Raw genomic sequence first — 25,306 nt, forward strand, 5'->3', positions numbered from 1 at the left:
GCGCTATCCTTAAAGATGTGCGTTCCCTTTGCTATTTGTTAAGCGGACCTGGCTTCTGGGGTGTTCTGGGTGTGGAACGTGTATCTTTTGTTTCCACGAATGATTTGAGGAAATCCGAGCGGACGGCATATGCGTCTGGTCGGGAATTTCTGTCTCAAAGATAAGTTTCCATCCGGCGATGGGTGCCGGCGTAAACACAGGATAATCGGCGGTCCTGTGGATATGGTGAGCGATCGGCTGCAAGGCGGCAAAACGCGGTATAGTAAGCGGGAATCAGAAACCCTGACATTGATTAGTGCACAATCCGGTTGTGGCGCTCGTGGGACGTGCTGTCTCTACGGGCGTTTTGGTGTTTCCGGAATTGGCTCTTCCCGCCCTGGCTCATTGCTCGCTCTTTCGCATCCGGCCCCGTCCGAAAAGCTGTAACGCCTGCGGTGGCAGGTTTCTCGCTTGGGATGTGACTTTCTCCCGGCGGGTTTGATCGACCAATGATACTGCGGCACTTTGCAGTATCGGAATCAGCGACGGCTCCGCAGCCCGGGTGCAGTCGCAGCAGGAAACGCGCAGATCCTCCCGAACGAGGCGGGAAGATCTGGAATCGCGTGAAAGGTGTAAGACGAGGGGTGTCGCAGGACTCGAGCGGCATTTCCTCCTCCGGTGCAAGCGGCCGGAGCCTCGTGTTGACGAGTCCTGAGGAGTGAAGCATGTCTTACGAGAATCGCGCCCTACGCAGCCGTCTCGATTTTTCCAAAATTCCCACTTCCATCCAGATTCCTAACCTTATTGAAGTTCAGCGCCGTTCTTACGAGCGCTTTCTGCAGATGGACAAGCTGCCTTCCGAACGCGAAGACAATGGACTCCAGTCTGTCTTTACCTCGGTTTTCCCGATCACCGATTTCCGCAACATTTCTCAGCTCGACTTTGTTGATTACTCCATCGGCAACTGGGAATGCAAGTGCGGACACCTGAAGGGTCTGCATCACCTGCGTACGACCTGCGTCACCTGCGGCGCCATGGTAATCACCGACCCGTTCCATCCCGGCGATGTGCTTTGCGGCAAGTGCGGTACCTACAACAAGAACACCCCCGACTTCTGCAACAAGTGCGGCGACCCTGTTGGCCTGCAACTGAAGTATGACCAGGCGGAGTGCGAAGAGCGCGGCATGACTTACTCTGCCCCGCTGAAGGTGACCGTCCGTCTCACGATCTACGACAAGGATGCCGAGACCGGCGCAAAGACTATTCGCGACATCAAGGAGCAGGAAGTCTTCTTCGGCGATATTCCGCTGATGACGCAGAACGGCACCTTCATCGTCAACGGCACCGAGCGCGTTATCGTTTCGCAGCTGCACCGTTCGCCCGGCGTCTTCTTCGAGACGGCGAACAACCGCACCTACTTCCTCGGCAAGATCATTCCCTACCGCGGATCTTGGGTGGAGTTCGAGTTCGACCAGAAGAACACGCTCTATGTCCGCATCGACCGCAAGCGCAAGTTCCTGGGCACCATCTTCCTGCGCGCGCTCGGACTGAAGGCAGACGACGAGATCCTCAAGACCTTCTACACGGTCGACAAGATCGCGGTGAAGGACGGCAAGTTCTCCTGGGCTGTTGAAGAGAACAGCGACAAGGCCACACACCTGCTGGGTGTGAAGCCTGCCCATGCGGTTGTCCACAAGGGCGAAGAGATCGCGCATGCCGGCCGCAAGGTCACGCCTTCGATCCTCAAGGCTCTGCGTGCGAACAAGATCTCTGAAGTTGAAATCGAGACGACCGAACTGGATGGCGCCGTCACCGCTTCGGATGTGATCGACACCACGACCGGTGAAGTGCTGGTTGAGGCAAACATCGAGCTGACGCCCGATAAGCTGCACAAGATCGCCGAGAGCGGCGTGACTTCGATTGAAGTCTTCTTCCCCGAGCGCGATGACGTGGGCAATATCGTCACGAACACGCTGCGCCGCGACTCGGTTCGCAAGCCGGAAGAGGCCCTGATCGAGATCTACCGCAAGCTGCGTCCGGGCGATCCGCCGACCCTCGACACCGCGACGGCGCTCTTTGAAGGCATGTTCTTCGATCCGCGCAAGTACGACTTCTCGCGCGTAGGCCGCCTGAAGTTCAACATCAAGCTGTACGAGAACCAGGACGCTTCGCCTCTCGACCGTCGCACGCTGACGCCGGAGGACTTCTACGCGACCATCAAGTACCTGCTGAAGCTGCGCAAGAACATCGGCGTGGTAGACGACATCGATCACCTTGGCAACCGCCGCGTGCGCGCGGTCGGTGAGCTCATGGAGAACCAGTTCCGCATCGGCCTGGTCCGCATGGAGCGCGCCATCAAGGAAAAGATGAGCGTGTACCAGGAGATGTCGACGGCGATGCCGCACGACCTCATCAACGCCAAGCCGGTTATGGCCGCGATCCGCGAGTTCTTTGGCTCCTCGCAGCTCTCGCAGTTCATGGACCAGACCAACCCACTGTCGGAGATCACGCACAAGCGCCGTCTCTCCGCCCTTGGGCCTGGCGGTCTTTCGCGTGAACGTGCAGGCTTCGAAGTCCGCGACGTGCACCCGACGCATTATGGCCGTATCTGCCCGATTGAGACGCCGGAAGGTCCGAACATCGGTCTGATCAGCTCGCTCTCCTGCTTTGCCCGCATCAACGAATATGGCTTTATCGAATCGCCGTATCGTCGCGTGGCTGATGGACGCGTGCTCGATTATGTCCAGGTTTCGAATGCCGGCGAGAGCGGTCTGCGCGTGGGCGATCATCTCGAAAAGGCCGAGGTGTTCAAGCTGAACGAGCAGCTCCGCGGCGAGAAGAAGCGCACCATTGAGCACGAGCCGTTCTCGTTCTACCTCTCGGCATGGGAAGAAGACCGCCACACGATCGCGCAGGCGAACGTGGAGCTGGATGAGGAGCTGCGCATCACCGAAGATCTGGTGAACGCACGCCGCCAGGGCAACTTCGTTCTCGTCAACCGCGATGAAGTGGACTACGTCGACGTGAGCCCGAAGCAGCTTGTGTCGGTCGCCGCCTCGCTCGTGCCGTTCCTCGAGCATGACGACGCGAACCGCGCTCTGATGGGTGCGAACATGCAGCGCCAGTCTGTGCCGCTGCTTGTTTCCGAGGCTCCGTTCGTCGGAACCGGTATGGAAGGCGTCACCGCGCGCGACTCGGGCGCCGTGATTCTTGCCCGCCGTAACGGTATCGTCGATTCGGTCGACTCCGAGCGCATCATCATCCGTGTAGAGGGTGAGCATCATCCCACGCAGCTTTCGCGTGAGGTTGGTTCTGACATCTACCAGCTGATCAAGTTCAAGCGTTCGAACCAGAACACCTGCATCAACCAGAAGCCGATCGTTCGCCATGGCGACCGTGTGGTCAAGGGGCAGGTGATTGCTGACGGTCCTTGCACCGAGCAGGGCGAGCTTGGTCTCGGCCGCAACGTGCTGGTGGCCTTCATGCCCTGGCGCGGTTACAACTTCGAAGACGCGATCCTGATCTCGGAAAAGCTGGTCCGCGAGGACTACTACACCTCGGTCCACATCGAGGAGTACGAGATCGAAGCGCGCGACACGAAGCTGGGACCGGAAGAGATCACGCGCGATATCCCCAACGTCAGCGAGCATGCGCTGCGCGATCTGGACGAGAGCGGCATCATCCGCATCGGCGCCAAGATCAAGCACAACGACATTCTCGTTGGTAAGGTTACGCCGAAGGGCGAGACGCAGCTTACGCCTGAAGAGAAGCTGCTCCGCGCCATCTTCGGTGAAAAGGCCGGCGACGTTCGCGATGCTTCGCTCACGTGCCCTCCGGGTATCGAAGGAACCATCGTCGACGTCCGCATCTTCTCCCGTAAGGGTCAGGAGAAGGACGAGCGCGCCAAGCAGATCGAGGCCGAGCAGGTTGCCAGCCTCGAGAAGAACCTGGCCGACGAAATCCGCATTCTGACGGACGAGCGCCTCAAGCGTCTCGAAGCCATCCTGGGCGGCAAGGTTGTGCTGGCTGACCTGCACGACGAGCGCACCAACAAGCGCCTGCTCGTGAAGGACGCTGTTCTCGATCGCGATGCCATCGAACGCATCTCGACCAAGAACCTCAAGCGCATCCGCTACAACGACAAGGATCCTCGTGTGAACGAGCAGATCGACGAGATCGAGGAGATGACCTCCCGCCAGATCGACGTTCTGCGCAAGATCACGAACGAGAAGATCAGCAAGCTGCAGAAGGGCGACGAACTGGCACCGGGCGTCATCAAGCTGGTGAAGGTTTACATCGCCATGAAGCGCAAGCTCTCGGTCGGTGACAAGATGGCCGGCCGCCACGGTAACAAGGGTGTGATCGCGCGCATTCTTCCCGAGGAAGACATGCCGTATCTGCCCGATGGAACTCCGGTGGAGATCGTGCTGAATCCGCTCGGTGTGCCTTCGCGTATGAATGTGGGTCAGATTCTCGAAACGCACCTTGGCTGGGCTGCTCATGAGCTCGGCGTGCAGGTTGCGGAGCTCGTGAAGAAGAACCGCGATGCGAATGCCATCCGTGAAGTCTTCAAAGAGCGTTTCGCAGGAACCGCGACGCTGCGCCAGCTGCTTGAGCTCGACGACGAACAGACCGTTCGCGTTGGCCTGGGCATGCAGCGTGGTATCTGGTTCGGAACCGCGGTGTTCGACGGCGCGAAGGAGACGGAGATCAAGGCACTGCTGACGGCAGCCGGCCTGCCGACCTCCGGCAAGACGCACCTGTTCGACGGCATGACGGGCGACCAGTTTGAGCAGCCGGTAACGGTTGGCTACATCTACATGCTCAAGCTGTCCCACCTGGTCGACGACAAGATTCACGCTCGCTCGATCGGACCGTACTCGCTTATCACCCAGCAGCCACTGGGCGGCAAGGCGCAGTTCGGCGGACAGCGCTTCGGCGAAATGGAAGTCTGGGCACTGGAAGCCTACGGTGCGGCTTACATTCTGCAGGAGCTGCTCACCGCGAAGTCCGATGACGTTTATGGCCGTACGAAGATCTACGAGGCCATCGTCAAGGGCGAAGCTGCGATCGAGCCAGGTGTGCCTGAGTCGTTCAACGTGCTGATCCGCGAGCTGCAGTCGCTTTGCCTCGACGTTGAGCTGATGAAGATGACAGCCAACGGTGAAGCGAAGAAGCAGCCTCTGCCGACGCTGGCAGCCGCCGACTAACCGCGAGCCGTCAGCTACCAGCGTTTAGCTGACGGCCACGCCGAAAGATTTACGCGGCGCGCTTAAGGGAAGCCGCGATGCCGAGAACAGACGAAACAAAGGCTAAGAGCTAATAGCTAGCAGCTAGGAGCTAAGCCAAGGAGGAACAAATTGTACCGTTCCAGTCCATTTGAACTCAGTGGCCCGATTACCGATTTCGACGCGATTCGCATTCAGCTAGCTTCGCCGGAGAAGATCCGCAGCTGGTCGCACGGCGAAGTAACGAAACCGGAAACCATCAACTACCGTACCTTTAAGCCGGAGCGCGACGGACTCTTCTGCGCCCGCATCTTTGGACCGGTCACCGACTGGGAGTGCCTCTGCGGCAAGTACAAGCGCATGAAGCACCGCGGCGTGATCTGCGACAAGTGCGGCGTCGAAGTGACTGTCTCCAAGGTTCGCCGTGAGCGCCTTGGCCACATTGAGCTGGCATCGCCCTGCTCGCACGTTTGGTTCTTCAAGGGACTGCCTTCGCGTATCGGCCACCTGCTCGACATCTCGCTGCGCGATCTCGAAAGCGTCCTCTACTTCGAGTCGTACGTGGTTGTCGATCCAGGCGACGCGCCGGTGAAGGAGCGCGAAATCATCAAGGACGAGCAGCGCTTCCGCGAGCTCGACCAGCAGTATCGCCCCACCGGCTTCAAGGGCATGATGGGTGCCGAGGCAATCAAGGAGCTGCTCAAGCGTGTTGCGATCGACGAGCTGTCGATCGAGCTGCGCGAGCGCATGAAGGTTGAAACCTCGCTCCAGAAGCGCCTCAAGTACGCCAAGCGCCTCAAGGTCGTCGAGGCCTTCCGCAAGTCCGGCAACAAGCCGCAGTGGATGATTCTCGACGTGATCCCGGTCATTCCGCCGGAGCTGCGCCCGCTGGTGCCGCTCGATGGCGGCCGTTTCGCGACGTCGGATCTGAACGACCTGTATCGCCGCGTGATCAACCGTAACAACCGCCTCAAGAAGCTCATGGATCTCCATGCGCCTGAGGTGATCGTGCGCAACGAAAAGCGCATGCTGCAGGAGGCCGTCGATGCTCTGTTCGACAACGGCCGCCGTGGGCGCGTGCTGCGTGGCGCCAACAACCGCCCGCTCAAGTCGCTGTCCGATACGCTTAAGGGCAAGCAGGGCCGCTTCCGTCAGAACCTGCTCGGTAAGCGCGTCGACTACTCGGGCCGTTCGGTAATCGTTGTCGGTCCGGAACTCAAGCTGCACCAGTGCGGTCTGCCGAAGAAGATGGCGCTTGAACTCTTCAAGCCCTTCATCTATCACCGCCTCGAACAGACCGGCCACTGCACGACCATCAAGCAGGCCAAGGAAATGGTCGAGCTGCAGGAGCCGATCGTCTGGGACATCCTTGAAGAAGTCATCAAGGACCACCCGGTGCTGCTGAACCGCGCTCCAACCCTGCACCGCCTCGGCATCCAGGCCTTCGAGCCTGTGCTTGTCGAAGGTAAGGCGATCAAGATTCACCCGCTGGTCTGCACCGCGTTCAACGCAGACTTTGACGGTGACCAGATGGCCGTGCACATTCCGCTGTCGCCGGAAGCGCAGGTAGAGGCCAGCGTGCTGATGCTCGCATCGCACAACATCCTCTCGCCGGCTTCGGGTCAGCCGATCACTGTGCCGACGCAGGACATGGTGCTTGGTCTTTATTACCTGACCAAGGCGAAGAAGAATGCCAAGGGGGAAGGCCGCGTATTTGCCAACACCGAAGAAGTGCTGATGGCTCTTGAAGCCAAGGAAGTCGAAACGCTGTCGCCGATCCGCCTGCGCTACTCCGGCCAGGTGCTCGACATGACGGTGGCTTACGACGACCAGGACATCACGCATACCGAAGCGGTCGAGTACGACAAGCAGTACATCACCACGACCGTGGGCCGCGCCATCCTGAACGATGCGCTGCCTGAGGGCATGCCTTACGTCAATGGTCTTCTGAAGAAGAAGGGCATTGGCCAGCTGGTGAACTACTGCTACCTGAACCTCGGTCTCGAGGTGACGGTAAAGATGCTGGATCGCATCAAGGAGCTGGGCTTCCAGTTCGCGACGCGCTCGGGTCTCTCGGTCGGCCTCGATGACATGGTCATCCCGGAGACCAAGTACCCCGTCGTGCGCGATGCGGAAAAGCAGCGCTTTGCCGTTCAGCAGCAGTACCTTGACGGTGCCATCACCAACGGTGAGCGCAACAACAAGGTCATTCAGCTGTGGTCGACGGTGACGGAAAAGGTCGCCGACGAAATGTTCAACAACATGAAGAACGCGGACAAGGAAGGAGCCATGAACCCGATCTACATCATGGCCGACTCCGGCGCCCGCGGTTCGAAGCAGCAGATTCGTCAGCTCTCCGGTATGCGCGGACTGATGGCCAAGCCTTCGGGCGAAATCATCGAAACGCCGATCACCGCGAACTTCCGCGAAGGTCTGACGGTGCTCGAATACTTCATCTCGACGCACGGTGCCCGTAAGGGTCTTGCCGATACCGCTCTGAAGACCGCCGACTCGGGTTACCTGACCCGCCGTCTGGTCGACGTCGCTCAGGACGTGATCGTCACCGAGCGCGATTGCGGAACCGTCGAAGGCATTTACGTTATGCCTATTGTCGAATCCGGCGAGATCATCGAGCCGCTGCGTGACCGCATCATTGGCCGCGTATCGCTCGAGAAGCTCAAGGACTTCGAAGGCAACGTGATCATCGACGTGAACCAGGAGATCGATGAAGACACCGCTTCCGCGATTCAGGCAGCCGGTATCGAGCGCGTCAAGATCCGCTCGGTGCTGACCTGCGAATCCAAGCGCGGCGTCTGCATCCTCTGCTATGGCCGTAACCTTGGTTCGGGCCGCATGGTCGAGCTGGGTGAGGCTGTCGGCGTCATCGGCGCACAGTCGATCGGTGAGCCGGGAACGCAGCTCACGATGCGTACCTTCCACATCGGTGGTACGGCATCGCGCGTCTCCGACCAGTCGCGTCTCGAAGCGAAGAACAACGGTTCGGTGCGCTTCATCAACCTGTCGACGGTTCGCTCGAAGCAGGGTGGACTGGTTGCGATGAACCGTTCCGGTGCAATTGCCGTTGTCGACGATCGTGGCCGCGAAAAGGAACGCTACCAGATCGTTTACGGCGCGAAGCTTAACGTCGAAGACGGTGCGCAGGTTCAGCTCGGCGAAGCGCTGGCCGAGTGGGATCCTTACACCTTCGCCATCCTGACGGAAATCGGTGGCACGGTGCAGTTCAAGGATCTGCAGGAAGGCATCACGCTGAACGAAGAAGTCGATGAAGTTACCGGCCTCTCTCGTCTGGTAGTTGCCGATGCAGCTGATGAAAAGCGTCAGCCGGCCGTCATCATCAAGGGAGCCAAGGGCAACAAGCGTTACCTGATGCCTTCACGCGCTCACCTGATGGTGCAGGACGGAGACGAGGTTCACCCTGGCGACATCCTTGCCAAGATCCCGCGTGAAACCACGCGTACCAAGGACATCACCGGTGGTCTGCCCCGCGTCGTGGAACTCTTCGAAGCCCGCAAGCCGCGCGAAACCGCAATCATCAGCGAGATCGATGGTGTGGTGAAGTTCGGTGAAGTCAGCAAGGGGCAGCGCAAGATCTACGTCACCGCCGATAACGGAGAAGAGAAGGAATACTCCGTGCCGCGCGGTATCCACGTCAACGTTCAGGAAGGCGAGCGTCTGCGCGCCGGTGAACCGCTGATGGACGGTCCGTTGAACCCGCACGACATTCTTGCCGTGCTGGGTGAGAAGGAACTGCAGGCTTACCTGGTGAACGAGATCCAGGAAGTCTACCGTCTGCAGGGCGTGGCGATCTCTGACAAGCACATCGAAACGATCGTTCGTCAGATGCTGCGCTGGGTGAAGATCGAGGAAGTGGGCGACACCAACTTCCTGCTCGAACAGCAGGTTGATAAGTTCCGCTTCCGCGCCGAGAACGACCGCGCGATTGCTGAGGGTGGACGCCCGGCCATTGGCCGTCCGTTGCTCCTCGGTATCACCAAGGCTTCGCTCTCGACCGACAGCTTCATCTCGGCGGCCTCGTTCCAGGAGACCACACGCGTGCTGACCGAGGCGTCCATCAACGGCGCTATCGACAACCTGCGCGGCCTCAAGGAAAACGTCATCGTCGGCCGTCTTATCCCCGCCGGTACGGGCATGGAGTACTACCGCAACATCCAGCTCTCACCGGAGCTCGAAGAAGCGGCCCAGCGCGTACAGGCAGAAGTACAGACCGCCTTCGAAGAGGCCGAGCGCGAGCTCGAACTCATGCGTCAGGAAGGCGAAGCCGAAGAGATGGCAGCCTCCGAATAAGGGGACTGGCCGTCCAGGCGATCGCGCCTTTGGCGCAATAACAACAACACAAAGCCCGGCGAAAGCCGGGCTTTGTGTTGCCCGTTATTCCGAGCTAACCCATCTAAGCGGAACGAAGTAAGAAGGCGATGCTGTCTGACAAGTTCTTGCCACGATTTCCGTCATCCTGCCTCGCCGTAATGATTTTTTGAAGCTCCATCCAAGTCACGACAACTTTGTTTGACTTCTTCCGTCGGCCAATTTAGAAATCAGACGTTTCCCGGCATCGGTACTTATGCGTGCCGAGTTTGAACTGAAGACCCACGGAGAGAGAAATGAAAAAGAAGCTACTCATCTGGATGTTCCTATTCGCAGCCACCCTCTGCATGGGAAGCGTTGCAAACAACGCTTACGCAGCGCCCGCACCGCAGGCGAAGCCTGCAGCGCCGACGATGGATCTGATCGACATCAACACTGCAAGTGCTGATCAGTTGAAGTCGCTGCCGGGTATCGGCGACGCGTATGCGCAGAAGATCATCGCAGGCCGGCCTTATGCACGCAAGAATGAGCTCGTGCAGAAGAAGATCATTCCTGCTGCGACTTACAGCAAGATCTCTTCGAAGATCATCGCCAAGCAGAAGTAACCGCGAGCGTTTCTCGCAAGGGGTGTGGATTATGTCTTTGCTGGATATGGTGAAGGGCGTTGTCGGCAATGAAGGTTTAGAGAATGCAGGCCTCGCGGGACATGCGATGACACTGATTAACGATCCGAGAATCGGTGGTGTTTCAGGTCTTATGCAGAAGTTCCATGAGCATGGGCTCGGCGGTGTCGCTGAGTCGTGGATCGGCACCGGCGCGAATCAACCGATCACTGCCGAACAGATCACGGCTGTGATCGGTCAGGAACACATCGACGCGATTGCCGGCAAGATCGGTGTTCCGCCTGAAGAAGCAAGCGCGAAGCTTGCGGAGTATCTGCCCATGCTGATCGACCGGTTGACACCCAAGGACGAGGTGCCACCAGCTCAGTAGCGATCACGAAGTAAAAAGGGCTCGCCATGGCGAGCCCTTTTGCTTTGCGTGTTACGGTGCTACGGTTCTGCGCGAACCGGAGCCGGAGGCGTGCTGACATTAGTGAGCTTCTCAATTGCGGCCGTATCCAGCTTTAGCTTGGTCGCTTCGACAAGATCTTCCACCTGCTTATCGCTGGTTGCGCTGGCAATCGGCGATGTAATGCCGGGCTGAGCGATCAGCCACGCCAGTGCTACGCGAGAGGGCGTGGAGCCTGTTTCTTTCGCAACTTCTTCCAACGCTTTTACAACGCCAAAACCGTAGTCGTTGAGATATTTTCCGACCATGCCTCCGCGTGCCTTGCCTTCAGCATCGGCCTTGCTCTTGTACTTGCCGCTCAGGAAGCCGGCAGCCAGCGAGAAGTAAGGGATGACGCCGATGTTGTATTTCTCGACCGCTGTCAGCAGGTCGCTCTCGAACTCCTGTCGTTCGACCAGGTTGTAGTGGGGTTGAAGCGACACAAATGCAGCGAGGTTGTTCTTCTTACTGATCTCCATCGCCTCGGTGAGCCGTGCGCCGCTGTAGTTCGAGGCCCCAATGTAGCGGACTTTGCCGGCTTTCACGAGTTCGTCGAACGCCTTCAGTGTCTCTTCGAGCGGCGTCTCTTCGTCGTCGCGATGTGCCTGGTAGAGGTCGATGTGATCGGTCTGCAGCCGTTTCAGGGAGTCTTCGACGGCCTGCTTGATGTAGCCAGCCTTCAGGCCTTTCTTGTCCTCACCCATCGGCAGGCCGACCTTGGTGGCGAGAATCACATTCTTACGCTTGCCGCTCTTCTTGAACCAGTTGCCGAGGATCGTCTCCGATTCGCCGCCCTTGTGTCCCGGAATCCAGTTGGAATACATGTCCGCCGTGTCGACGAAGTTCAAACCTTCAGCAAGCGCCTTGTCGAGCTGATGGAAGGTGTCGGTTTCGCTCAGTGTCCAGCCGTAAACATTGCCGCCGAGGCAGATGACCGGCACTTCGAGGCTGGATGTGCCCAGCTTCCGCTTTTCCATGTGTATCTCCTGTCAGTTGGGGAATGGTTCCCTCGAAATAGGATGAAGAGGGCGCACCGCAAGATGCGCCTCGGCCGAAACTACTGTTTCGTGTCGAGAGGATGCTCGGCGTCACGAAAAAACTGGTTCTGCAGCTCGAGGCTGACGTTGTCGGCCTTTACCGCGTGAATAACGTTCGCAATGTCGTCCGCCCAGGCTTTCATGTCGTACTCGCCGAGTTCTTTCGTCGCCTGGCTTCCATCGCCCGCGTAGTGCTCAGGGAAACGCGCATACCACCAGATTCCGGTATAAACACCGTCAGGCAAATGCAACCGTGCCTGATCGGATCCGGATTCCGACTTGGCCCGATCCTGATGAACGAGGTCAGGGCGAGAGATCATCATGCGAGCTGTTTCGCCTTCTCCCGCGTGCTCATCGATAGAGCTGTGCTCCTGCGGTCGTCCGGGGCCCTTCGTCAGGTTCGCGTAATAGAAGTACACGACGTAATCGTGTTGCTTTTGTAACTGTGACTGAGCAAAGAACGGAAGCAGGTGAACGTTGCCGCCATGTCCATTGACAATAACGATCTTCTTGCAGCCGTTCCGGCCCATCTCGTCGGTGGTTGCCTGCAGCAGGTTGAGCTGCATGTTCATGTCGTAGGAAAGTGTGCCCGGTTCCTGCCGCGCCTCGGCGATCTGCCCGAAGTAGTAAGCAGGAAAGATCACCGCATATTCCTTCTCCACTCCATGTTCTACTGCGTAGCGCACATTGATCAGGTCAGTGCCTAGCGGCAGGTGCGGCCCGTGCTTTTCGATGATGCCGAAAGGCAGCACGCATACGCCCTGCGATTGATGAATTGCCTTGATGAAATCCGGGCCGGTAAGTTCTTCCCACTTGGCAGGCAATGCAGACTGGGCCTGCGCGGCAGTTGCGGCCATGGCGAAAACGAGAGCGATCAGCTTGCGCACACAATTCTCCGTAGACAGAGGCGTTCCAGGAATGGACACATCATACTGCCGAAGCGAGCCGGGCATTTCGCATGCTGAGATTCTGATCTGCGGTCAGGAGCGCGGAGCGGGCGTAGGAGCGGTCTTCGGCCACAACATCCGCAGACGCCGCTGCGCGATGCTGACCGTTGCCTGCTTCATGCCGATCACTTCACCATCCGCTTCCACCAGCAAAGGCGTCTGGTATTCGTAATCGGCAACTGGTCTGCAGGTGATTTGGGTCACGTCGTCGTAGGAGGGGTATGGCAGCCGGGAAGTACCTTGCGTCTTGCGCGTGGCCAGTGCGTGAAAGCTGGCATGGACAAGACCGAGGCGCGAAGTTTCAGGCACGGTCGCGAGGCGCAGAACAGGTTCCAGCATCTTGCCGCCGGGGCGCCAGCGATTGATCTCTCCCACGCGCACGGCAATCATCTCGCTGGCGCGCAGGGATCGTGTGCATCCGTCGACGGTCTGCATTTCAACCTCGAAGGGCTCGATCGGATGGCGCAGCAGCAGGTTGATGCCGCCGAAATAATAAGCGGCTCTGCCACCCACGCGCTTGCCGTGACCGGTAGGAGCAAGGTTCATCAGCGCGGCGTGTACACCGATGCCTGCGGCTATGGCGAAGTACCAGTTCTTGTCCTTCACATGGCCCGGAGTTTTGCAGGTGATCTTCCCGAGCGGAATGGAAACCGGCTCGCACTGAAATTGAAGCTCGGCCGCCGCGACGGGATCGCGCGGCAACCGCAGATTCTGAGCCAGCACATTGCCGGTGCCAAAGGGAATGATGCCAAGCGCTACGTCTGAGCCTGCAAGGCCTTGTATTACCTGGAAGATTGTTCCGTCGCCGCCGCAGACGAAGATGGTATCGTAACCGGCCTTCACTGCGTCCTGTGCCTGCTCACCTGCCGAGTGGGCGGAGAGCGTGTCCTGCATGTCGACGGTGCATCCAGAGCTGCGGAGGCGAGCGGCAATCTGTTCGACGATCATTCGTCGATTGCGGCGCTCCATCAACAGCGGATTCAGGAAGAAAAGAACACGGCGCGTTTCCAAACTATGAAGATAACTTTCTATGCCGCGTGGGCCGAATGAATAAAACGTAACAGTAATGGCGGGAGAATCCTGATAGTGAACAGTGTTTCTCCCGCTATCGAATCAATCAGAAGGTGGCCGGCTTGTCCCAACCCGTAAAGACAAACTGATCGAGCGGCTTGCGCTGCCGGGGAGCCAGCTCCATCTTCTTGAAGTGCTCCGGCAAGGTCTCGGGATCGCCGAGATATCCGAGGGCAGTAACGGCTCCCAGCTCGAAGTCGTCGGGAATCGAAAACAGGCTGCGAGCCTTGTCGCGATCGAATCCACCCATGGAGTGGGAATGCATGCCCAACGCCGTTGCCGCTAGCGAAAGATAGGTCGTCGCCGCGCCAGTGTCGTGGAGCTGGTAAGGATTCGGTGAGCCGTTTTGCGTGAAGGTCTTTTTGCCTGCGGAAAGAATCAGCACCGGAGTATTCACGTTCCACTGCTGGTTCGGTTCGGCCAGGCTCTCATAGATCTTCTTGTAGGTCTCGTCCCCTTTATGGCCGACGAGAAAGCGCCAGGGCTGCTCGTTATAAGAGGAGGCGGCCCAGCTTGCGGCTTCGAAAATCTTCTTCAGGTTCTCGGCGGAAACCGGCGTCGTTGCCAGGGCGCGAGGGCTCCAGCGCTGGAAAAGAATATCCGGTACACCCTCGATTGAGGGCGCATGCTTGAGACGTTCAAGCGAATCCTGTTTTTCTGACAAAGACTTTCTCCGTGGGAAGTTTCCCAACAGTTGTTTGGATTCCTCATCAGGCAAACCGATGTCAAAATCCGCGAGATTTCGTGAAAGAAAAATAATGGGCTCTTCTGTTCGGCCGGCGCGGTGAGGCGCAATCGGTACGCAACCCGCTCAGGCCGTGGCTTCTCTCACCTTTCATGACACAAAAGAGCGCGGCAAAGACGAAGGCATATTCGAAGACCTCACGCTGCTGGCCCGGCTATGAGCCGGTTCCCGGCAAGGGCGAACATGAGGAAGGCAGCTGCCGCAAGAAGCCCGCCAGCCGCAATGGCGGCAAGAAGGTCGGCCGGGAAACGGCGCGCAAGGAACAAATCGCGAAGGGCGGCGCACGCGGCGCACAGGCTAAGAAGGCGACGCACCCAAGGCCACCGCGTAAAGGCCACGGTCACGCCTGAGGTCTTTCCGGATTTTCCGGGTTCTCCACTATTCCACAGCTTTCCACAGCCGTTGCACCGGTTCTGCGCCTTGTCGTGCCCGGTCTGGAGGCGTAGTTTCGGGAAGTGCGCCATCGAAATCGCCGGTGTACGCCGGTGTTCTGGCATCTCGCTACATCTCAAATCCGCGTCCTCCGCGAGAGACTCACGTTCTCCACAGGTAAATGTCTGGAATTGAAGCGTAGCGTTACTGTTTTCAATCTAAAATACAAGATGTTGTGGTTGGTTGTTGACATGCCCTATTAACAGAGGTACCTTCCCACTTGCGGCCCTAATATTTCTGCCGCATGGTTCGCTGGCAGTTGCAATTCTTCCCCAAACTTAGCCAAGTGAAACGGAGAGCTAAACTTAGCCTCCAGCGAGCATTGTCGTCTTTGCTTTTCCCGGTCGTTGGCTCCCATTGAGAGCTGTCGTGCCGTTATCTCAATTCGCAGTCCCCCTAGAGGAGTCTTCATGGCCGAGGCCACTAAAAAATCCGTCGCCACCGCGTCCACCACGTCCGCTTCCGCTACCGCGCCGGCGAATCCGAAAGCTCTCCGCTTCGCACGCTTTTTCTCGAAGCCGGACATTTCGCCCTATGACGAAGTTCAGTGGGAAAAACGCACGGCGCTGATTTCCGATGCCTCGGGCAAGACGATCTTCGAGCAGAAGAATGTCGAGACTCCGATCGACTGGTCGATGACTGCCACCAACATCGTGGCCAGCAAGTACCTGCACGGCCAGATCGGCACCCCGCAGCGCGAGACCGGTGTCCGCCAGCTGATCGGTCGCGTCGCCGAAACGATCCGCGACTGGGGTCTCACCGATGGTTACTTTGCGACCCCTGAGGACGCGGTGATCTTCCATGACGAGCTTGCACACCTCCTGGTGAACCAGAAAGTGGCCTTCAACTCGCCGGTGTGGTTCAACGTAGGCTGCGACAAGCTGGAGCCGGAGTCGGACGCGCAGAACTGGCACTGGAACAAGCACACGTGCGCCGTCGAGTTCTCTGTGACCGGCTACCGCACGCCGCAGTGCTCGGCCTGCTTTATCAACTCGGTCGACGACTCGCTGGACTCGATTCTGACCCTGGCGAAGACCGAAGGCATGCTCTTCAAGTGGGGATCGGGTACGGGCACCAACCTATCGAGCATCCGCGGTTCCATGGAACTGCTCTCGGGCGGCGGTACGGCTTCCGGCCCGCTGAGCTTCATGCGTGGCTTCGACGCCTTTGCCGGCGTCATCAAGTCGGGCGGCAAGACTCGCCGCGCGGCCAAGATGGTCATCTTGAACGTGGAGCACCCGGACATCATCGACTTCGTCGAGTGCAAGATGAAGGAAGAGGCCAAGGCCTGGGCGCTGATGCGCGAGGGCTACGACGGCTCTTCGGGGCCTGACTCCGAAGCCTATTCGTCGATCTTCTTCCAGAACGCGAACAACTCCGTTCGCGTGAACGATGAGTTCATGCGTGCTGTCGAGAAGGACGGAGACTTCACGACCCATACCGTCAAGGACCACATCCCGGTCAAGACGCAGAAGGCTCGCGACATCATGAAGAAGATCGCCGAAGCCACCTGGCAGTGCGGCGATCCGGGCATGCAGTACGACACCACCATCAACAAGTGGCACACGTCGAAGAACACGGCCCGCATCAACGCGTCCAATCCGTGCTCGGAGTACATGTTCCTCGACAACTCGGCCTGCAACCTGGCCAGCTTCAACCTGCTGAAGTTTGTCACGCCCGCAGGTACGTTCGACATCCCTGCATACCGCAAGGCCGTCGACATTCTCATCACGGCGATGGACATTCTGATCGACAACTCGGGTTACCCGACCGAGTCGATCTCGCGCAACTCGCACGACTATCGTCCGCTCGGCCTGGGCTATGCCAACCTCGGAGCCCTGCTGATGGCCTTCGGTCTGCCCTACGACTCGGACGCCGGCCGCGACTTTGCCGCGACGTTGACCGCCATCATGTGCGGCGAAGCTTACCTGCAATCTTCGCGTCTTGCCGAGAAGGCTCCTGCGCTCGGTTCGGCTACTCCGCTGACTGCAAGCGTAGACCGCGAGGGTGGAGCATGCCCTGGCTTCTACGTGAACCGTGAGCCGTTCCTTGATGTCATCCGCATGCACCGCGCCGAAGTGAACAACATCGGCAAGTCGAAGACTTCGGCTGAGCCTTTCGTCGCGCCGCAGCTCGATGAGCTGATCGCAGCGAGCAAGGAGTGCTGGGATGAAGCGCTGAAGCACGGCGAGAAGCATGGCTATCGCAATTCGCAGGTGACGGTGCTGGCTCCGACGGGAACCATCGGCTTCATGATGGATTGCGACACCACCGGCATCGAGCCTGACCTCGCGCTGGTGAAGTATAAGAAGCTGGTCGGCGGCGGCATGATCAAGATCGTGAACAACACGGTTCCGGCTGCGCTCTTCAAGCTTGGATATAACAACGCTGCAGTGGATGCGATCGTCAGCTACATCGACGCGACCGGCACCATTGAGGGCGCACCCGGCATCAAGCCGGAGCACCTGGCTGTGTTTGACTGCTCGTTCAAGCCGTCGAAGGGCACACGCTCCATCCACTACATGGGCCACGTGAAGATGATGTCGGCCACGCAGCCGTTCCTTTCGGGTGCAATCTCGAAGACGGTCAACCTGCCGCACGACTGCTCGGTGGACGATATCGCCGAGGCATACATGGAATCATGGCGCCAGGGCCTGAAGGCTGTTGCGATCTATCGTGACGGCTCCAAGGGCGCGCAGCCGCTGAACGTGAGCGACGGCAACAAGGCCAAGGAGATCAAGAAGGATTCGGCTTCGGTCGAGCTGAATGCCGCTGCAGACCGCGTCTTCGCGGCTCTCTCGACGGGCAAGGCCGCATCGGAAGCCGATCTGAAGACACTCGAAGCGAAGGTCTCGGAGAAGATCGAAGTCACGGCGAAGTCGGTGCTCGACGCGACGAATGCTTTCACCGCGGCGCTGGCGACCTTTACTGCCCCGAGTGCTGGAGCAGGACAGGATCTGAATGCTCCTCCGAAGGCTGTGCGGCATCGGCTGCCTGAAGAGCGCGCATCGCTCACCCACAAGTTCGGCATCGCGGGCCACGAAGGTTACATCACCGTCGGCCTCTATCCGAATGGCCAGCCGGGCGAGATCTTCATCAAGATGGCGAAGGAAGGCTCGACTGTTTCCGGACTGATGGATAGCTTTGCTACGGCGACCTCACTGGCGCTGCAGCATGGTGTGCCGCTCAAGGTGCTCTGCGAGAAGTTTGCGCACAGCCGCTTCGAGCCCTCGGGCTGGACGGGCAACGAGCAGATCGGTTTTGCCAAGTCGATCATGGACTACATCTTCCGCTGGCTGCAGCTGCGCTTCCTCTCGGGGACACAGCTGAGCCTCTTCGCGGGGCTGGCTCCAGCAGTCGCAGGCAATCTTGAAGCGCGCACGCTGCCTGTGACGGCGGATCAGCACGATTCGACCCGCGGTATGGGTTCGACATCGGCTCCCCAGGGCGGCATCCTTGGTGGTCTCGACGCGGCTGGCTTCGAGCCTGCCAAGATCGAAGACCGCGGCGTCTATCACGCAGCCGATGCCATGCGCGACATGTACGACATGGGCGACGCTCCCAGCTGCCACACCTGCGGAGCGATCATGGTCCGCAACGGTAGCTGCTACCGTTGCATGAGCTGCGGTTCCACGAGCGGCTGCTCCTAAACTCAGCATTGCTTGAAACTAAAAAGCCCGCTCTCCGGAGCGGGCTTTTTTAGGCTGTCACTTAAATCTTGACGCGGCTCCGGCATCAAGGTAATGTCCAGACGATCATCACCCGGGCCTCTCCCGACACTCCCTATCTGTTCAAAAATCCGACATTACCTGCGAGGGCGCTTTGATACTCTCCACGGGTCTCCCTGTTGCACCGACTGTACGGGCCAGAAAGTCGCGCCTTAAGAGTGTGCAGGCATGTCGTGCCTACGCCGTTCTGGGCGTCATTCTGAGTCATATCTCTGGTCTCGAAGAACGCTACTTCCACTCGAACCATTGCCGGCTCTTTCGTGCCGGCAATATTGGCGTAGATGTGTTTTTTATCGTCAGCGGTTTAGTAATATCACTCGTTACAACAGGTAAGTTCAGGGTTATCCGAAATGCTCTTACCTTTTTGTATCATCGCGTCGCGCGCATCTATCCGGTGTTCTGGTTTTACTTCATGATTGCGCTGGCTATCTTCCTGTACAAGCCGTCGCTGGTAAACGCCCTGGCTGGCCATAAACCGCATCTTTTGCGGGCCTTCCTGCTGATACCAAGCGAGTCGCCAAATCTGGTCGTGCAGTCGTGGTCATTGTCTTACGAGGTAGCCTTCTATCTTGTTTTTGGAGTGGCGATGTTATTGCTCTTGGAAAAATGGCTGCCCTATTTTCTTGGTGCGTGGGCTCTCGTCATCTTTCTTGTCGGAGCAATCCATATTCATCCCCCGCCAGTTATCGCTCTTCTCTCAAGCGCGTACGACCTTGAATTTATTGTCGGCTGCTGCCTCTTCCTGCTTTATCGGCGAGTAAGTTCAAACTCCTTTCGAGGAAGACTGGCAGTCTTAATGGCTGTGCTGTGCTTCCTTGGAGTGACCCTTTGGTGCGTAGTGGAGAACGCAGGTTCGATCGCACGAATCGATGAACGTCCATGGCTGAGGATCGCACTGTGGACTCCACCAGCGGCGTTGTTTGTCTGGGGAGCGATCGAACTGGAAGGGCATTCCCGATGGTTCGATCATCCGTGGATCGACGCCATCGGAGACTGGTCTTACTCGCTCTACCTTAGCCACATCATCGTCATCGCCACGATAGGCCGGCCGCTTGCGGCGATCCTGCGGCATCTTCCGGGCGGCTTCATCCTCGCCTACATCATCATCATTCCCTGCGTGCTCGGCCTGGGCTATCTCAGCTTTCGCTTCCTCGAGCAACCACTGATGAAGTTTTTCTACAAGAGAACACCGAAACGTGAACACGCCACAGTCTGAATGCGGGCTACGCGGAGCGCGGGTTTACATCCATGTATCTAGAGAATTGCGCGAACGAAATAAAGCCCGCTCCGAAGAGCGGGCTTTTGTTTTGCTTATCCATTCCAGCGCAGAAGCGCGCGCGTGGTGCGTTCGAAGCCCAGTATGCACAACGAACTCGTTCCCAGCACCAGGTGCTTTGCCAGCGTGGGGTCATCGTTCAGCCAGCAGGCAGCAAGGATCCGAAGGATGTGTCCATGCGCGAAAAGAGCGACACGGCCCTCGAACTGCGATGCGGCGGCGATCACCTCTCGAGCCCGGTCCGCGGCCTGCTCGATGGATTCGCCTTCCGGGATGGAACTCGTCCAGATGGACCATCCGGGCGTGTCCTTTTGAATTTCTTTTGTTGTTTTGCCTTCGTAAATGCCGTAGTCCCATTCCTTGAGATTCGGCTCGATCACAGCGCTGCTATCCAGTCCGGCGAGGCGGCAGGTTTCGCGGGCGCGTTGCATGGGGCTGGTGAACACCGCGTCAAACTGTATGCCTTCCAGTCGAGGCTTGAGAGCGATCGCTGCTTTCTCGCCCTCAGCCGTCAGGGGGATGTCGGTGCGCCCTGTGTGCTGTCCGCTCTTGCTCCACTCCGTCTCTCCGTGACGGATGAGCCATATCTCAAGGGGGCGCGTGTTGCCCGAACCTGTCATAGATCTCCTTTAAGGAGAGTGTATTCAATTCCTCAACAAGGACGCTGAAATGGCAGATAAAAAGCCCGCTCCGATGAGCGGGCTTTTTATCTGCCTGAGAGCTCAATTACTTCGGCAAATCCGATGCGCTCGGCCCCTGAACACTGGAGACCTGCCATCCATTGCTCGACTTCACCAGGGCCGCAGTGGCCGTCTGCTGACCGGACAGGTCGGCTGCCAGTGCAGGAAATGCCGTTTTCGTTTCGGGGCTGGTTGCCCAGCCCGGCGCACCAGCAATGTCGTAGTGATAAGCAACGGAGTACTGGGTTGCATTCGGGTTATCCGGCGGAGTGTAGCTGTCGATGTTCGTCACTTCGCGAGGACCAACGCAGAAGTTGCCGTAGCCAGGCTGCGAAGGATCAGCCGTCCAGGTTGAACGGCCCTTGTCAGAGAGATCGTAGTTGTTGACCTGCTTCGATCCGATGAGGAAGCGCTTCTTTTCAGCGGACTGCCGCGTCAGCAGACCGGCATCGACCAGCGCGTCGAAGCCTTTCGTCTGATCGTCATTCGACGTATCGGCCTGTGCAGGAAATTTCACTGTTGTGGTCCATACACAGACAGGCTTTGCCTTGTAGTAATCATTGATCGCCGACTTAAAGGCCATCTTGTCGACGGTGTTGGTCTTGCAGCCAGCGGCCATGAGCAATGTCGCACAGATGGCATACGTTGCGATTCTTGTTTTACGCATCCAGAGAACCCCCCTTGGTAGTCGGTAGGATGCGTAAAGTTCAGGAAACGATAAGACCCTCCACGCATGGAGGGTCTTATCGGCTCATGCCGCCCTAGCGGGCGACGGGCTTCGTTCCTTCGATGGTTAATTTTTCGCTCAGGCCCGGCTGCTCAGTGGTCGGCTGCTCGCCGCCCACAACGATCGTGTATTCGCCCGGACGCACGGCGCGGTCGCCCGCTGCGTCCACCGTGCTCAACTGGCGCGGCGAAAGCTCGAAGCGAACATGCTCGGTTTCTCCCGGCGCTACATGAACACGCGTAAAGGCTTTCAGCGCCCGAACGGGAGCCAGATCGCTTGCCGGCGGAGTGATGTACAGTTCGGAGACTTCATCTCCCGCAATCTTGCCGTCATTCTTCACGTCGGCTTCTGCAAGCAGCGTGTCGCCGGCCTGCAGAGTGCTTTTCGACAGGTGCAGGTTGGAGTAGGTGAAATGGCTGTAGCTGAGTCCATAACCGAATGCGAAGAGCGGCTCACCCTTGAAGTAACGGTAGGTGCGGCCCTTCATCGCGTAGTCGTCGAATGCAGGTAGTTGATCGATGGACTTGTAGAAGGTCAGCGGCAGACGTCCCGACGGATTGTTCTTTCCGCTCAGGGTGTCGGCAATGGCCTGTCCGCCCACTTCGCCCGGATACCAGGCTTCGAGAATGGCCTGGGCATGTTCTTTGGCCCAGTTGACCGCAAGTGCGCTGCCATTCATTAGAACAACGACAAGCGGCTTGCCGGTCGCGCCTAGCTCTTCGAGAAGCTGGCGTTGCGCAGCAGGCAGTTGAATATCGGTACGGTCGCCACCGGCGAAGCCTTCCAGGTGCACCGGCATCTCTTCGCCTTCAAGATTCGGTGAAAGGCCAACGAAGGCAACGACGACATCGGCCTGCTTCGCAATCGCGATAGCCTGCTGACGAAGGGAATCTGCAGGAGCCTTCCAGTTCAGTGTCGGTCCGGCGCCGAAACGGCCTCCGTCGTGGGAATAGTCCACGCGGAAGCTGTGCGGTTTCGTGTCCGTGAAATGCAGCGTGAAGTCAGGCAGGTCGCGGGAGTTGGCATCCTTCTCAAGCGTGTGCTGTGCTACCTGCTTGCCGTCGAGGTAGACGGTGTAGGCCTCGCGTGCGCCGCACGGGTAGCATCCGGCCAGCGAGAAGTTGAAGGGGATATCGCCGGCAGCCGGCGCGGTGATGGTGCCGGTCCAGCGCACGCTGAAGCTCATCAGTGTCGTGCCTGCAACCGGCGCCGCGGCATTCCAGTCGAAATCGATCTGCGGATCGACACGGCTCAGTGCAGGCTTTCCAGAGAAGTCGGCGGAGGCGAAGTACTCTCCCTTCAGGCCCTCCTCCTTCGAATGTGCGGACGGGTGCAACGCATTGCGCGGCACCGTGACGGCCAGGCCTTCCACGTAAGAAGAGCCTTCGGCGTACAGCACCTTCGCGCCCTTGAACTCGCTGCGGATGCCATCAATGGGCATGACTGGGTGCGACGCGATGGCGTTGTAGTTGCCCTCAAGCGCCGCGATGGACGCGGCGTTGGGGCCGACGACGGCGATCGTGTGCACAGACGGCGCGAGCGGCAGCAGGTGATTCTCGTTCTTCAGCAGGACGATGGATTCATTCGCCGCTTTAAGGGCGAGCGCGCGATGTTCGGCGGAATCATCTTCGCTGAAAGGAATCTGCGCATAACGGACCTTGTCTGCCGGATCGAACATGCCCAGCCGGAAGCGGGCCATGAAGAGACGCTTCAACGCGACATCAATGTCGCTTTCCTTCACCAGGCCGTCCTTCACGGCCTTCGTCAGCGTCTTATAGGTCTCGCCACAGCTGATATCGGTTCCCGCCAGCAAGGCGGAAGCGGCTGCATGCTCGGCATCTGGTGAGTAGTGGTGTCCCCACTTCTCGTAGAAGTCGTCAATGGCTCCGCAATCGGAGGTGACGTAGCCCTTGAAGCCCCAATCCTTACGCAGATGTTCTTCGAGCAGCACGCGATTCGCGCAGGCCGGGTCACCGTCGATGCGGTTGTAAGCGCACATGAGGGATTCTGCATGACCCTCAGTAATTGTCGCGCGGAAGGCGGGAAGGTAGGTGTCTTCGAGATCGTATTTCGAGGGCTCAACGTTGAACTTGTGACGCGAGCTCTCCGGGCCGCTATGAACGGCGAAGTGCTTCGGAGTCGCGACCGTCTTCAGGTATTCGGAATCATCGCCCTGCAGGCCCTTTACGAACGAAACACCCAGACGGCTGGTCAGGTAAGGATCTTCGCCATAGGTCTCCTGGCCACGGCCCCAGCGGGGATCGCGAAAGATATTGATGTTGGGCGACCAGATGGTGAGTCCGTAATAGATGCTGTGGTTGTTCTCGCGCAGGGCCTGCTCATACTTGGCGCGGGCTTCGGTCGAGATGGTCGTGCCGATCTCTCCCAGCAATGTCGTGTCCCACGTTGCGGCCATGCCAATGGCCTGCGGAAAAACCGTCGCGTAGCCAGAGCGCGCAATACCGTGCAGGCCTTCGTTCCACCAGTCGTATGCGGGAACGCCGAGGCGTGGGATGGCTTCTGCGCCGTTGTCCATCTGCGAAACTTTTTCCTCGAGCGTCATGCGGGAAACCAGGTCATCGACACGCCTGGAGGTCGGCAAGGATGGGTCTTGAAACGGAAACTTTGTTTGTGCCGAGGCAGCGGAGAGGGCAGTCAAAAAGCAGAGCAGCAGAAAAAGGCAGGAAAGCCGCGCAGGTATGGTGGTTCGAAGCATGTTCTTCAGTCGCTCCCGGGGGATAATACCTCTTACGCTATCAAAAGAGGAAGGCCGCCGTTTTCCGGCGGCCTTTTCTTGAAAAGCGTTTCCGTCTCAGTGACCGTGCTCTTCGAGGTACTTCTCGACTTCGAGGGCAGCCATGCAGCCCGATCCGGCGGCGGTGATGGCCTGGCGATAACGGCGGTCCTGCACATCTCCGCAAGCAAAAACGCCGGGCACGCGGGTGAAGACCTGGTCATGCGTCTTCACATAACCGTCTTCGTCGAGATCGATCTGGCCGGCAAACATCTTGGCGTTCGGTTCGTGGCCAATGCCGAGAAACAAACCGCTGATAGGCAGTGTGCTCTCAGTACCGGTGACCGTGTCGCGCACGCGGATGCCGTGGACTTCCTTCTCCTCGACACCGAGCACTTCTTCGATGCGCGCATTCGAAAGGAACTCGATCTTGGGATGAGCGATTGCGCGCTCCAGCATGATGCGCGAAGCACGGAACTGCTCGCTGCGATGCACCAGCGTCACCTTGGTGGCAAAGCGGGTGAGGAACAGCGCTTCTTCCATGGCTGAATCGCCGCCGCCGACGACCGCGATCTCTTTCCCCGAAAAGAAGAAACCGTCGCAGGTCGCGCAGGAGCTGACGCCGTGGCCGATCAACGCCTGTTCCGAGGGCAGTCCGAGCCAGCGTGCCGATGCGCCGCTCGCGATGATCAGGGTGCGAGTGTGGATCGTATCGCTGCCGACGCGGAGCGTGAAGGGATGCTTCGAGAGGTCGGCGGAGACGAGATGTCCCATCCGGAACTCGGCGCCGAAGCGGGCCGCCTGCTGCTTCATATTCTCGATCAGCTGTGGGCCCTGGATGCCTTCAGGCCAGCCGGGAAAATTCTCGACCAGGGTGGTGATGGAAAGCTGTCCACCCGGCTCGTGCCCTTCAATGACAAGGGGCTTCAGGTTAGCGCGCGCTGCGTAGATGGCGGCAGTAAGTCCTGAGCAACCAGAACCCAGGATAACGGTGTCGCGAATGTTATCAGTCATAAGAAAGTGTCGTTTCGATTGTACCTGCTCGACGGGGCCTGAGCACCCGCCAAAGCACACAGAGATAAGATGATCCTATGGCAAATTTGGCTCTAGTTTATGGATTGCGCCTGCTGCCGGCCGATGAAATCGCCGGAGCAGGAGAAGCGCTCGTTGAGCTCAAGAATGGCAACCAGGCACGCGTGACCATGCACCTGCTCGAAGGCTCGCGCGAGCAGATCGAGGCACAGCTCAAACAGAGTATCGACGCCTTCTTCGATTTCTTTCCGGAAATCTGACAATTACAACCTGCCCGCTTCCCGGAACGGGGCGGC

At 58.7% G+C, this 25,306-nt stretch carries 16 protein-coding genes; 8 read left to right on the top strand and 8 right to left on the bottom strand.

The features are described from left to right. The first annotated feature begins 704 nt into the window (after positions 1–704). The 4 genes from rpoB (at position 705) to LJD29_RS09775 (ending at position 10,544) form a co-directional block, all read left to right on the top strand. Complete coding sequence (gene rpoB, locus LJD29_RS09760; protein WP_446745567.1) at positions 705–5,189, top strand: DNA-directed RNA polymerase subunit beta; 4,485 nt, start codon at positions 705–707, stop codon at positions 5,187–5,189. A 150-nt stretch (positions 5,190–5,339) separates the two neighbouring features. Then, positions 5,340–9,533: a DNA-directed RNA polymerase subunit beta' gene (gene rpoC / locus LJD29_RS09765; protein ID WP_446745568.1), complete on the top strand. Its 4,194-nt coding sequence runs from the start codon at positions 5,340–5,342 to the stop codon at positions 9,531–9,533. 314 nt (positions 9,534–9,847) lie between these two features. Continuing rightward, complete coding sequence (locus LJD29_RS09770) at positions 9,848–10,156, top strand: ComEA family DNA-binding protein (RefSeq protein ID WP_446745569.1); 309 nt, start codon at positions 9,848–9,850, stop codon at positions 10,154–10,156. Positions 10,157–10,187: 31 nt separating this feature from the next. Beyond that, positions 10,188–10,544 carry a YidB family protein gene (locus LJD29_RS09775; protein WP_446745570.1) on the top strand — a complete coding sequence of 119 codons (357 nt, stop codon included), beginning with the start codon at positions 10,188–10,190 and terminating at the stop codon, positions 10,542–10,544. Between the two features lie 59 nt (positions 10,545–10,603). Here LJD29_RS09775 and LJD29_RS09780 read toward each other — a convergent pair whose 3' ends face one another. The 4 genes from LJD29_RS09780 to LJD29_RS09795 form a co-directional block, all read right to left on the bottom strand. After that, positions 10,604–11,578: an aldo/keto reductase gene (locus tag LJD29_RS09780; protein ID WP_446745571.1), complete on the bottom strand. Its 975-nt coding sequence runs from the start codon at positions 11,576–11,578 to the stop codon at positions 10,604–10,606. A gap of 80 nt (positions 11,579–11,658) precedes the next feature. Next, positions 11,659–12,525, bottom strand: coding sequence for a creatininase family protein (locus LJD29_RS09785; protein WP_446745572.1), 867 nt, complete (start codon positions 12,523–12,525; stop codon positions 11,659–11,661). 93 nt (positions 12,526–12,618) lie between these two features. Continuing rightward, positions 12,619–13,596, bottom strand: a complete 978-nt coding sequence (locus LJD29_RS09790; protein ID WP_446745573.1) for a diacylglycerol/lipid kinase family protein — start codon at positions 13,594–13,596, stop codon at positions 12,619–12,621. Between the two features lie 106 nt (positions 13,597–13,702). Next, complete coding sequence (locus tag LJD29_RS09795) at positions 13,703–14,320, bottom strand: nitroreductase family protein (protein ID WP_446745574.1); 618 nt, start codon at positions 14,318–14,320, stop codon at positions 13,703–13,705. A 173-nt stretch (positions 14,321–14,493) separates the two neighbouring features. On the opposite strand from LJD29_RS09795, the gene LJD29_RS09800 reads away from it, so the two are divergent. The 3 genes from LJD29_RS09800 to LJD29_RS09810 all read left to right on the top strand — a co-directional run bounded on the left by LJD29_RS09800 (position 14,494) and on the right by LJD29_RS09810 (position 19,777). Beyond that, complete coding sequence (locus tag LJD29_RS09800) at positions 14,494–14,751, top strand: hypothetical protein (protein ID WP_446745575.1); 258 nt, start codon at positions 14,494–14,496, stop codon at positions 14,749–14,751. Positions 14,752–15,243: 492 nt separating this feature from the next. Next, positions 15,244–18,483 (top strand): vitamin B12-dependent ribonucleotide reductase, encoded by a 3,240-nt coding sequence (locus tag LJD29_RS09805; protein WP_446745576.1) that lies wholly within the window; start codon positions 15,244–15,246, stop codon positions 18,481–18,483. Positions 18,484–18,721: 238 nt separating this feature from the next. Beyond that, positions 18,722–19,777: an acyltransferase family protein gene (locus LJD29_RS09810; RefSeq protein ID WP_446745577.1), complete on the top strand. Its 1,056-nt coding sequence runs from the start codon at positions 18,722–18,724 to the stop codon at positions 19,775–19,777. Positions 19,778–19,872: 95 nt separating this feature from the next. On the opposite strand, the gene LJD29_RS09815 is transcribed toward LJD29_RS09810, so the two are convergent. The 4 genes from LJD29_RS09815 to trxB form a co-directional block, all read right to left on the bottom strand. Next, positions 19,873–20,457 (bottom strand): histidine phosphatase family protein, encoded by a 585-nt coding sequence (locus LJD29_RS09815; protein ID WP_446745578.1) that lies wholly within the window; start codon positions 20,455–20,457, stop codon positions 19,873–19,875. 106 nt (positions 20,458–20,563) lie between these two features. Continuing rightward, positions 20,564–21,184: an SEN1982 family lipoprotein gene (locus LJD29_RS09820; RefSeq protein WP_446745579.1), complete on the bottom strand. Its 621-nt coding sequence runs from the start codon at positions 21,182–21,184 to the stop codon at positions 20,564–20,566. Between the two features lie 94 nt (positions 21,185–21,278). Beyond that, a complete protein-coding gene (locus tag LJD29_RS09825; protein ID WP_446745580.1) occupies positions 21,279–23,846 on the bottom strand; it encodes a glycoside hydrolase family 3 C-terminal domain-containing protein in 2,568 nt (855 codons plus the stop codon). A 210-nt stretch (positions 23,847–24,056) separates the two neighbouring features. Next, complete coding sequence (gene trxB / locus LJD29_RS09830; RefSeq protein ID WP_446745581.1) at positions 24,057–24,992, bottom strand: thioredoxin-disulfide reductase; 936 nt, start codon at positions 24,990–24,992, stop codon at positions 24,057–24,059. A gap of 77 nt (positions 24,993–25,069) precedes the next feature. Here trxB and LJD29_RS09835 point away from each other — a divergent pair, with 77 nt between their 5' ends. After that, entirely contained in the window at positions 25,070–25,270 is a 201-nt protein-coding gene (locus LJD29_RS09835; RefSeq protein ID WP_446745582.1) for an allantoinase, read from the top strand. The last annotated feature ends 36 nt before the right edge of the window (positions 25,271–25,306 follow it).

Origin of the sequence: Silvibacterium acidisoli, from assembly GCA_022870745.1 — a bacterium.
Lineage (GTDB): Bacteria > Acidobacteriota > Terriglobia > Terriglobales > Acidobacteriaceae > Silvibacterium.

Excerpts from the sequence above, each read along its gene's own strand:
- rpoB (WP_446745567.1), top strand. The coding sequence starts at position 705 with ATGTCTTACGAGAATCGCGCCCTACGCAGCCGTCTCGATTTTTCCAAA.
- LJD29_RS09770 (WP_446745569.1), top strand. The coding sequence starts at position 9,848 with ATGAAAAAGAAGCTACTCATCTGGATGTTCCTATTCGCAGCCACCCTC.
- LJD29_RS09775 (WP_446745570.1), top strand. The coding sequence starts at position 10,188 with ATGTCTTTGCTGGATATGGTGAAGGGCGTTGTCGGCAATGAAGGTTTA.
- LJD29_RS09780 (WP_446745571.1), bottom strand. The coding sequence starts at position 11,578 with ATGGAAAAGCGGAAGCTGGGCACATCCAGCCTCGAAGTGCCGGTCATC.
- LJD29_RS09800 (WP_446745575.1), top strand. The coding sequence starts at position 14,494 with ATGACACAAAAGAGCGCGGCAAAGACGAAGGCATATTCGAAGACCTCA.
- LJD29_RS09805 (WP_446745576.1), top strand. The coding sequence starts at position 15,244 with ATGGCCGAGGCCACTAAAAAATCCGTCGCCACCGCGTCCACCACGTCC.
- LJD29_RS09815 (WP_446745578.1), bottom strand. The coding sequence starts at position 20,457 with ATGACAGGTTCGGGCAACACGCGCCCCCTTGAGATATGGCTCATCCGT.
- LJD29_RS09820 (WP_446745579.1), bottom strand. The coding sequence starts at position 21,184 with ATGCGTAAAACAAGAATCGCAACGTATGCCATCTGTGCGACATTGCTC.
- trxB (WP_446745581.1), bottom strand. The coding sequence starts at position 24,992 with ATGACTGATAACATTCGCGACACCGTTATCCTGGGTTCTGGTTGCTCA.
- LJD29_RS09835 (WP_446745582.1), top strand. The coding sequence starts at position 25,070 with ATGGCAAATTTGGCTCTAGTTTATGGATTGCGCCTGCTGCCGGCCGAT.